General features: G+C 36.4%; 7 protein-coding genes. 4 read left to right on the forward strand and 3 right to left on the reverse strand.

The window, feature by feature from the left end; translation table 11 throughout:
• Window positions 1-1,169 precede the first annotated feature (1,169 nt).
• From MUW74_RS03825 to recA, 3 genes are all read right to left on the reverse strand, one after another.
• The gene (locus tag MUW74_RS03825) at window positions 1,170-2,048 is read right to left on the reverse strand and encodes a hypothetical protein (RefSeq protein WP_243518778.1); all 879 of its coding nucleotides are present in this window, start codon (window positions 2,046-2,048) and stop codon (window positions 1,170-1,172) included.
• Between the two features lie 351 nt (window positions 2,049-2,399).
• The gene (locus MUW74_RS03830; RefSeq protein WP_243518979.1) at window positions 2,400-3,491 is read right to left on the reverse strand and encodes a hypothetical protein; all 1,092 of its coding nucleotides are present in this window, start codon (window positions 3,489-3,491) and stop codon (window positions 2,400-2,402) included.
• A gap of 220 nt (window positions 3,492-3,711) precedes the next feature.
• On the reverse strand, window positions 3,712-4,722 hold the full coding sequence (recA, locus tag MUW74_RS03835) for a recombinase RecA (protein WP_243518987.1): 1,011 nt from the start codon (window positions 4,720-4,722) through the stop codon (window positions 3,712-3,714).
• Between the two features lie 226 nt (window positions 4,723-4,948).
• On the opposite strand from recA, the gene MUW74_RS03840 reads away from it, so the two are divergent.
• The 4 genes from MUW74_RS03840 (at window position 4,949) to MUW74_RS03855 (ending at window position 10,304) form a co-directional block, all read left to right on the forward strand.
• Window positions 4,949-7,291 carry a BamA/TamA family outer membrane protein gene (locus MUW74_RS03840; RefSeq protein WP_243518990.1) on the forward strand — a complete coding sequence of 781 codons (2,343 nt, stop codon included), beginning with the start codon at window positions 4,949-4,951 and terminating at the stop codon, window positions 7,289-7,291.
• 72 nt (window positions 7,292-7,363) lie between these two features.
• Complete coding sequence (locus MUW74_RS03845; protein WP_243518992.1) at window positions 7,364-7,552, forward strand: hypothetical protein; 189 nt, start codon at window positions 7,364-7,366, stop codon at window positions 7,550-7,552.
• 93 nt (window positions 7,553-7,645) lie between these two features.
• Window positions 7,646-8,272 (forward strand): nicotinamide mononucleotide transporter family protein, encoded by a 627-nt coding sequence (locus tag MUW74_RS03850; RefSeq protein WP_243518994.1) that lies wholly within the window; start codon window positions 7,646-7,648, stop codon window positions 8,270-8,272.
• A gap of 478 nt (window positions 8,273-8,750) precedes the next feature.
• Window positions 8,751-10,304: an Rne/Rng family ribonuclease gene (locus MUW74_RS03855; protein ID WP_243518997.1), complete on the forward strand. Its 1,554-nt coding sequence runs from the start codon at window positions 8,751-8,753 to the stop codon at window positions 10,302-10,304.
• Window positions 10,305-10,550 lie beyond the last annotated feature (246 nt).

Genomic DNA, 10,550 nt, shown 5'->3' on the forward strand with positions numbered 1-10,550 from the left:
CTGCGCTGAACGGCTACCTATAGGGCGCAATCAACCTCTTGCACAACGTATCCAATGCACTGCTGTGGCAGCAGTGCACCAAAAAACCGACCCTTGTAAAATGTAGTCGTTCAGCCGAATGGTAAATAATGTATTTGTACCTTACTTTTTTCTTGATAAAGAAGTAAGCAAAAAATCAAGCCCTGGGTAAAAAATCGCTGAAATCACTCCTTGCAGCTGAAAAAACAGAATCCACGCTGCAGCCTTCCTGTCAACTGTTTTGCTATTTCAGCTCTAATAGGTGATTGCTAATCGAAACTATTTTACAAGGGGCGTTTTCCTAGAACCGCCATAGCTTTGAATGCATACCAGTAAAGTAGTTGCGTTTAGAAGGCACCCCCTTAGAGTTGAATAGATACAAGTCCCATTAGAAATAGGCCTTACAAGAGATATAATGTATAAAGCTAAATCAAGCGACCAATAGACCTACCCTGCAACACGCTTATGTTTTTTCCTAGTAAATGTCTTGATCGTTTAACGGTATGTCATAATAGTCATGACTAAAGAGATGCGCGTTACGGTAATGGATAACCCATATAACATGGGCTATCTCAACTACCTTACCTGCTTAGGTTTAGATTTAGCAAGGTACCCCTTCCCCTTAATAATGAACGGCCATGAAAGCTAGCTACTCATGGTCTGTTCATTGTTTAATGTAACAAAAAATAGATAAAAAAACAAGATAAAAGAACTAATAATCAATATATTTTAATACTTTTTTTGTTAAAAAGCGCGCGGGATATTTAGTTTAATAGTTGCGGCTAGGTTATTAAATCTCTTCAAAGGATAATATAAAGGGTTGTATGTAAAGGTAGGTAATAGAATAGGTGAGGTTGTAACTGACGCTTGTCAAATGTGCGTTCAGTCAATGGCATGAACGTAAGGATGACCACCATTGATACATAAGCTGTGGCGCTGAATAAATATATAAAAATTTGATATTCAATATATTTTATATATTATAGATATGATGGCCCTCGATAAGCAATTGGGCATTTTCAGTAAAGTGTAGTCTTTGAAATAGCTGTTTCCCAGCCGAGTAGGAAATCATTTTGTTTGAAGCCCACGAAGGGGGTTGAGTTATGATTTCCCCGCTGGGAAATTGATGCCATACCATCTATACTAGATCTTTATTTTTCTAATATTGTATGTTTTTCCTGGTGGTTCAAAAAACTTTTTGGGTCTTTAATTTTAATAGTTTTTAACCGATTCAATAAATTTTTAGCTTCTTGGCACACCTTATTGACTTCTATTAGAAGTTTATTCATATCTTTCATGTGTTCTTCTTTTATAGTTGCCTCTGTAGCGTTTTTCATGAACTTATCTAGGGTATCTATCAGTTTTTTCTTACGTGCATTAAAATGCTCTTTTTTAGCCTCTTCCAAGTTTTTTAACATTGTTTTGAATAAAGCCCGCCCGTCTAGATCATCTGTATACCTTTCTATTTTTTCATTTGTTTTCATTTCTATTTTATTCTCGTTTTCTTTGATCGACTTTATTAGTTTGTCTAGAGATTCTTGTGCAGCCTTTAATTTACTTTGTAAAGATTTTGGATCCATATCTAGTGATGCATCTTTAGATGCTTCTTTGCTACTTTTATTCTTACTATCTTTAGCATCTATTACTGCTTGATGAGCAATTGGCTTAGATTGTTTTACTGGTACTTCTTCTTGTTGTTGATTGACAACTAGATTTGCTTGTTCTAATCTAGATGGCCCATCACATCTACTGCCACCGCTTGTATTAGTAGATATTGCTATCTTATCATTATATTCTAGCTTAGGCGTAGATAGTTTCCAGGTTATATCTTTATCTGATATAGCTTCATCTCTGTTTTGCCTTGTACTCTGATTTGTTGAGCTCAATGGAGTGGCTGATGCATTTTCTCTAAGATTTTTTTTATTGCATCCATTTTGACCACATCCAACTGAAACCAATAAAGCAGCAGACAATAGAGCGTTTGCTAAGATGCTTACACCTTTTACTATTTTATTTTTTATCGTTTTCATTGTTTATCTACTATTAAGTGTGTTGAAATAAAAAATTGTAATCAATTTTTAAATGTTATTTTTTTCTTGATCAAGTAGTAAGCCAAATCAGCCCTGGGTAAAAAATTGCTTACAAAACCTTTTACAGCTGGAAAAATAGAACGGACCCATTATGCGGGCTTCAAACGACAAACTATTTTTGTATTACAGCTGTAAGATGGATGCTTGCTGATCGCAACTATTGTACAAAGGGCGTTTTTGCTCTTTTGACATAGGTCTACCAGATTAGTGTATGGATACTACTTTTGTCTAGATGATGCGCTAAAATATTATGATCTATTTCCCCTTAAAGTTTGTTGGAAAGTAATTAGGCTAGGTGTCGACCCTTGCCTTCAAGTTATTGAGCCTTTTCTGACATTCGTTCGATTTATCACTAGATCCAGCTTGGTTATTTAGTTGTTTCACAGACGACTTTGCTCTTGCCTCTGCTGACTTTATTGTTGCTTCTTCTGGCTCTGCTTTTGCTTTTGGGCTATTTACAGATCTGAAATGAGCTAGACCACTGGACTTAGGGTCCATCTTGTACATGTCTACGTAAAATGTTATATCTAGATCTATAGTCCGCTGGCTCAAATAATGTTTGATAGCCTTCGGTCTGTCGGTAAAGGACACGTTGTCAATATAATGTACAAAATCTTCCAAAGATCCAGGCCCCTTGAGCGAAATATTAGTCTTCTGAGTTTTCTGAGACTTCTGAGTATCATTCCCTTTAAGCTTATTTAAGAAAGTATTGGACTCTTTTTGAGCAGGATTGGATTTTTTTTCCAAAACAGGTTTTTCGGTATACGGCTCAGTATAGTTTTGAGTCTTTTTAGTATCATTTCCCCCAAAATTATGCTGAGAATTGACGAATGTTTTTTGATTATCATCCACTTTTGTCAGCAGCTCTTTTACCGAAGTAGCATTACCTTTTATGGTATGATTAAACTGATTTAAGCTAGCTGCCCCATTCGTTCCATTTATCCGCCTTATTGCTGTAGGGTTACCTAGTCCTTGGGTCGAAGAAATAAGTAAGTAGAGCCCTATTCCTCCTATTAGTGATAAACTTCCTCCTATGAACAGTCCTAGGTAGTACTTGTTCTGTTTCTTTAACCATTCCCACCAGGAAGGCGGTGCCTCAGCTACACAATAAGGACAATTTGGCCTACCACTACACTCACCAAATTTGTGTTCTTGGAACAGATCTTCTCTGCCATTGATACAGCTAGCTGAATTGTTTTCTGACGCCTGATTTTGAGTTAGATTGTCTATACGTGATTGACTGTGGTTTGGGCTCATCCCGATCTCAACGTTGCGCAGATGTAGCCCTTGCCTTGTGTTTACACAAGAAGATAATGTATGCAAGCTTAATAAGCCAACCAGTAGACCGGCTTTAGAACGCGCATATATTTTTGCTATTTTCATATTAATTATATTGATTTTCAATTGTTTATGTTTAGTTGTCTAGGTTTAACGCTATGCGATATAATCGCTAGTAAGCCGTCAATATTAGGCTGCTTACTTCTAAGCTAAGCAAAGCCTCTTTAATGCACGGTAATCTACCCTATATTTACTGACTTTGCTTTTGCAAATCTAGTTAAAAACCAATACAAAGCCAAAAAAAATTGAAAATCAATATATTTAACTATGTTTTTGACATAGTATCGGCAATTTTTTCTTTAATAGCTGCTTCTAGTTTCTGAAAAAGTTCTGGATGGTCATTTAGCACTTCTTTACTGGCTTCTCTTCCTTGGGCAAGTTTTTGCTCTTCATAGGAAAACCAAGAACCCGCTTTCTTGACTATACCCAATTCTACGCCAATATCAATAAGTTCCCCCACTTTAGAAATCCCCTCCCCATAGACAATATCAAATTCAACCACTCTGAAAGGAGGAGCTACTTTGTTTTTTACAATCTTAACCCGTGTGCGTTTGCCTGATACAGTTCCATCACTCTCTTTTAAGGAGGTTACACTGCGAATATCCAAGCGAACAGAGGCATAGAACTTTAATGCATTGCCGCCTGTAGTGGTTTCTGGATTGCCAAACATCACACCAATTTTTTCTCTAAGTTGGTTAATAAAGATGCAGGAGCATCCTGTCTTATTAATTGTTCCAGTCAGTTTACGCAAGGCTTGCGACATCAAACGTGCCTGTAATCCCATTTTGCTATCACCCATATCACCTTCTAATTCACTACGAGGGACTAAGGCTGCTACAGAGTCAATGACTAAAATATCTATGCTGCCAGAGCGAATCAGATGTTCTGCTATTTCCAAGGCTTGTTCTCCATCGTCTGGCTGTGCAATCAGTAAGTTTTCTGTGTCTATACCCAAACGTTCCGCATAGCTTTTATCAAAGGCATGCTCTGCATCAATAAAAGCTGCTAAACCACCCTTTTTTTGTGCTTCTGCAATGCAATGCAAAGAAAGTGTTGTTTTTCCAGAAGACTCTGGTCCATAAATCTCAATAATTCTGCCACGGGGTATACCACCCACCCCTAGGGCTAAGTCTAAACCAAGAGAGCCTGTTGGAATAACCGGAATATCTACTACATGATTGTCGCTTAACCGCATAACTGCTCCACGGCCATATGTTTTTTCTAACTTGTCAATGGTGACTTGTAGCGCTTTTAATTTTTCTGTATTATCGGTCATAGTCTATAGGTTTAAAAAATAAAAATGGCCTAGATCTTTTAGTACTTTAATGAGCATCTATTCAGCAGCTGTTATAGCAATACTTTGGTCAAACATACTACATTTATTTGATATGACATTAGGCTTTTTGTGCTTTGTAGAAAAGCTACAAATGGTTCCATGTTATCTCGTATTTTTATTGTCCGCTTGCAATTGCCTGTTAAAGGCTAAATTTTAATATAAAAAGTTGAAAACGTATTTCTTAGGCAAGAAGAAAGCTATTATACCATTTATCATACACTTGCTGCTATCCATTTATGGGAGCAGCTTACAGGCCATCACGCATGAAGCTTTACCAATTAAAGAGGTTATTATAGGTCTAAAAAATACCCATAAAAAAGCATTGCAAAAACATTCTATCTACCAACCAGGTGCTACTTTTTTAGGAATCCCGATTGACAAATGGCTCTATCAGTGGGGAAAAAAACATTTCAATCTTGAAAAGATTAATAATGAAATAGCCTCCATTAAAGCAACCTATGACTACCGAATCAGTGAAGCAACCAATGAAAAAGAAAAAAATAGGTTAAATGCCAAGCGCGATAGACTTATTAAACGCAAACAAAATATAGCTACAAATGGTAACCGTTTAATGCGCATGGGTGCTAAACCCCTATACTATAACCCCATTTATGTGCAACATAATGAAAAAATATTTTTAAATTACCTCCATTCCAAAGGATATTTAGATGCTGAAGTAACCAGTAAAACTGATCTTCAAAATAAAAAAGTACAGGTTTCCTATTACATAAAGCAAAAAAGTCTATATAAAATTGCTTCAATAAGTCTGCAAATAGCTTGTAAATCAATAAAAAACTTATTAGTGAGTCATAGTGGAGAAAGCTTTATTAAGGTAGGCCGTCCCTATCAATACCAAGATTTTATCAATGAACAAGAGCGCATTATAAACTTATTATCTGATAATGGCTATTTTGAATTTGATGAGCAGTATGTTTACTTTAAAGCCGATGTGTCACCGGATGACCACACCATAGCTGTTACTACTATAGTAGGTATACCTGATGCTATAGAAGCCTACCATAAAACAAAAATAGGTCGTGTTGTGGTAGATTTGACCAACCAAAAAGACCACCAATCAAGTGTTACGTATCTGCAAACAAAAGCATGTCAAGATCTTGATTTTTTGATTCCATCTGATGGCTATCCGTTAGATGATCTGGCAAGTAAAATACCGTTGAGGCCTGGTGATTTTTATAATAAAAGTAAAATTCTAGAAACCTATGAACGGCTCTATCGGATTGCTACTTTTGAGTCTATTGCGATTTTACCCAAAATAGAAGCAGACCAGCTGGTCATTTATATTCATGCAAAGCCTTATGAGCGTCTAAGGCTCCAAACGGAACTTGGTTTGGAATCTATTAACCTAAATCTTAAGCGGCTCCGCCCTACTATGAAGTTAATCCCTACCATCAGGAGAGTGGGTGGGCTAGGTATACTCAATATAGAAGCAAGTGTGGCGCTTAGAGAGGATTTAATAGCAGCTACATCGCATCATCGTTCCCAACATATGGCATATGGATTACGTGGTAAGTTTACCATACCGCGTTTTATGCTCTGGTTACCTAAAAGAGCCAATCTGATATTGGAAAGCTTCAGTCCAAGTACTACCATTGATTTCGGTTATAGTTTTACCAAAAATCCTATTTACAGTAGCCAAAAAATAGATGCTGCATTAAACTATGATTGGTCTAGTCAATATATCGCCTATCAATTAGCACCTATCAAAATAGTATTTGATTACCCTCAAACCATAGATCCAATAAAAATAGATAAGCTTAAAGCACAGCCAAGTTCCCCCTCTTTTTTGACTAGCATAGGATACACAGCTACTATAAAAGAGTCTAATGCTGGCTTATATTTATATTCATTAGACAGATACCGATGGATGGTTGCAATAGGCATAGAGCATGGGGGATTGTTTGAACACCTTCTTGCTTCTAAGCACATGTTACCTAAGTCTTTACAATTATATAGATATATTAAGTTTGATATAGGGTATCGTCATGCTTTTAACCTTACAGCCTATACTACACTAGCTTGCCAAGCTAAATTAGGTATGGTTAGCGGCTATCAATCAGCAGATACCATTCATCCAGATAAGCAATATGCTATAGGGGGACATGGTAGCGTACGGGCTTGGGATAGGGGAGTAATTGGCCCTGGTGTCTACGAAGTAGAGGAAGATAACAAGGAACAACAAAAAGGTGATTTGCTCTTGTTAGGTAACATAGAACTACGTCGAAAATTAATTGGTTATCTAGAGGGGGCACTTTTCCTCGATATCGGTAACACGTGGCAGTTATCCAAAGAGGCAGATCCCAAAATGAAGTTTTATTTTCATAAATTCTACAAAGCCTTTGCTGTAGGAGGTGGTTTTGGATTAAGATTAAATTTTTACAATACCTTTGTACTCTGTGGAGATCTGGCTTTTCCATTACATAAGCCTTCTGGCAACAGGGAACAAAAGTTACAACCGGCTTTTACCTTGAACATTGGCTATCCTTTTTAAAGAAGAAATCTTTGTTATACAACTCAAACATAAATTATTGTTAATCTTAAAATTTAAGCAACTCGTAAGCATATGCAACCCAATACAATAGCACTCAGGTTAGGTATCGAAGAGGTAAATGTAATTATTAAAGCCTTGTCTGAAAGGCCTTTTCGAGAGGTGTATGAATTAATAGGTAAAATTCATACACAATCTAATAGGCAGCTCAAACCAAATGGTAACCAACTTGAATCTAAACAACCCATCCAGACAGACCATTAGGCTTGGCTGGCAGCGCATTTCGAAAAAAGTCTATTGACATGATCAAAGATTGATTATATGTTTTAATTTCCATTTCATTACTTTTTATATACAATGATCCATCAACTTTTGGAAACTATTATCAGTGCAGTAAAGTGGCTTATTCACGATGCACAAAGCTTATTGGAATTTAGCGTAGTAGTCGCATCACTCTTTGCCCATTTTTTAGAAACACGCCAAAATATTTGGAGTAAAATTTTGGCTTTTCCTATTGCTTTTGCAAATATTTATATCTATTCGGTTAGATCGCTTTATGGCAAAGTAATCTATAGCATTATTTTTATATTCTTTAATCTATATGCCTACCTGAGATGGAAAGGCACCACTTATCGAAAACCTGTACAAGTGAGTAGGACATCTCATAAGACACTTGCCTCTATTACTGCGATTAGTATGTTGGTTGGGGTTAGTTGGCACTTTATAATGGGTAAATATGTTCGTGCAGCATCATATGGGGATACTTATTATTTTTCTTTTGGTTTTATGGACAAGTGGTTGATGTCGCATAAAAAATTAGAAAGATGGGTAATTGCTCTGTTGCGCTATATAGCCATGTCACTGGCTTGTTACCAAGCAGGAGCTATCATGCTAAGTATGCATTACCTGATTCTATCAGGTATAGGTATTTATGGTCAAATACAATGGTACTTATCCTACAAAACAATAAAAGCATCTCAGTAACCTCTTTTTGTAGCTATGATAATCGCGCTATAGTGTTAGAATCATGAGCAATATGCATGTAATTAAAGAAAAAAACAGTAAATTGGAGGAATCAATGCTCAAGTGCCTAAATCGCATAGAGCTTTCAGCAAAGCCTGACACATTAGTTACGTTAATGAACTATATTTTCAAACGTAAACAATATAGAATCCTCTTGTCTACCAAAACAATAGGCAAGCAGTTTTTTCTATAATATTTAGAGTAGTATATATATATAACTTACGAAATCTTAGTAAAATGCCTTGTGGTAGGAAAAGAAAAAGACAAAAAGTAGCTACACATAAGCGTAAAAAACGTCTTAGGTTAAATAGACATAAAAAGAAAAATAGATAGCACTTAAGTGCCAAGAAGCATTATTATCTGCTTTGCTTAACTATTTATTCAACATGCTACTAATTGCTTCCTAGGTTTCTGTAAAAACGTAAACAAAAATGAGCGCGTGGGTAACGAATTAATAATTAATAGTACGGATAATAATTGTAGAATAGCACTGTTAAAGGATGGAGATCTTTTTGAATATCAGGTAGAAAAAGAAGATAATAAATTTAAGGTAGGGGATATTTATTTGGGTACTATTAAAAAAGTTGTACCTAGTTTAAATGCCAGTTTTGTAGATGTAGGATACAAAAAAGATGCTTTTTTGCATTATTTAGATCTTGGTCCGCAATTCAATTCTCTTAAGAAAGCCATTCAATTTGTTAGGCATCAACAAGGCAACATAAAAAATTTAGTTGACTTTGTAGTTGAGCCACCCATAGATAAACTTGGTAAAATTGGAGATCTACTGGCCAAAGGGCAAGAGGTATTGGTTCAAATTGTAAAAGAGCCTATTTCAAGTAAAGGGCCTCGTATAGCTTCCGAGTTGACCTTACCTGGTCGTTATATGATACTCATACCCTTTGTGGATACGATTAGTATTTCTAAAAAGATTACAAATGCCGAAGAACGAGATCGGCTACACCGTTTAATCGCTTCTATTAAGCCTAAAAACTTTGGTGTAATTGTGCGTACTGTGGCCAAAGGCATCGATGTAGCCACATTAGATAGAGACCTAAGAGATCTTATCGATAAGTGGAAAAATGGGATGGAGCAGCTAGTTACTGCATTGCCTGGGGAAAAAATTATAGGGGAAGTAAACAGAGCTTATACAATTTTGCGAGATATGCTCAATGAATCTTTCGATAGCATTGTTGTAGATGATCAGCTCCTTTATAGTGAAATAAAGCAATACATACATACCATTGCGCCCGACAAAGAGAAAATTCTTAAATTTCATCAAAGTAAGATCAAGTTGTTTGAACAACTCGGCATAGAGCGGCAGCTAAAAACCCTCTTTGGTCAAACAGTTGGTATAGAAGGGGGCGGGTATTTAGTCATTGAGCATACCGAAGCTATGCATGTGATTGATGTAAACAGCGGTAATAGAGCTGTAGATGAAGAAGGGCAAGGGAAAATGGCTTTAAATGTCAATTTGGCTGCTGCAAAAGAAATTGCACGACAGTTGCGGTTGCGTGATATGGGCGGGATTATCGTAGTGGACTTTATTGACATTAAGGATATAGAAGATCGCAAGCTCCTTTATCAAAAAATGAAGGAGTTGATGAAAGAAGATCGTGCTAAAACTTCTGTTTTGCCATTGTCTAAGTTTAGCATCATGCAAATTACAAGGCAGCGGGTGCGACCAGAAATGAATGTAGCTACAAGAGAACTTTGCCCATCTTGTAATGGTACAGGAAAGATCGATGCTTCTATATTGGTTTCAGAAAGAATTGAAGAAAACTTGCACCTTGTTTTGATGAATCAGAACGAAAAAGGTATCAGTCTTTTAGTCCACCCTTATCTGTATGCCTACTTTACCAAAAATTTGATCTCTAAACGATTTAGATGGTTCCTAAAATATGGTAGGTGGGTTACATTGGTTGAAGATTCTTCAATGGCAGTAACAGATTATAAGCTTATCAACCAAAATGAAGAGGAAATAGAACTCCATTAGTGCTTTTTATAATAGACCCTTTGCAAAATCTATTTGCCATAAGCCATTTTTAGGAGAAGCATAGTCAAGCACCGCAAGATACTTAATGTATTTGAGGAGCATAGACAGGTTTCGGCACCAAAAGTGCGATTAGCAATAGGTTTTGCAAGAGGTTCAATATTATTCTGATTAGGCTTAGCTTACTCGTAAACTAAGCCTAATTTTTGGTTTCCGTTCACCCCTATGGCTTATGCTAGGAAAAAAACG

It is taken from the genome of Candidatus Cardinium sp. cBcalN2, assembly GCF_022810445.1.
Classification (GTDB): domain Bacteria; phylum Bacteroidota; class Bacteroidia; order Cytophagales; family Amoebophilaceae; genus Cardinium.

Bases quoted from the DNA above. Each gene is read 5' to 3' on its own strand.
- MUW74_RS03830 (WP_243518979.1), bottom strand. From the start codon at position 3,491: ATGAAAATAGCAAAAATATATGCGCGTTCTAAAGCCGGTCTACTGGTT.
- MUW74_RS03845 (WP_243518992.1), top strand. From the start codon at position 7,364: ATGCAACCCAATACAATAGCACTCAGGTTAGGTATCGAAGAGGTAAAT.
- recA (WP_243518987.1), bottom strand. From the start codon at position 4,722: ATGACCGATAATACAGAAAAATTAAAAGCGCTACAAGTCACCATTGAC.
- MUW74_RS03825 (WP_243518778.1), bottom strand. From the start codon at position 2,048: ATGAAAACGATAAAAAATAAAATAGTAAAAGGTGTAAGCATCTTAGCA.
- MUW74_RS03850 (WP_243518994.1), top strand. From the start codon at position 7,646: ATGATCCATCAACTTTTGGAAACTATTATCAGTGCAGTAAAGTGGCTT.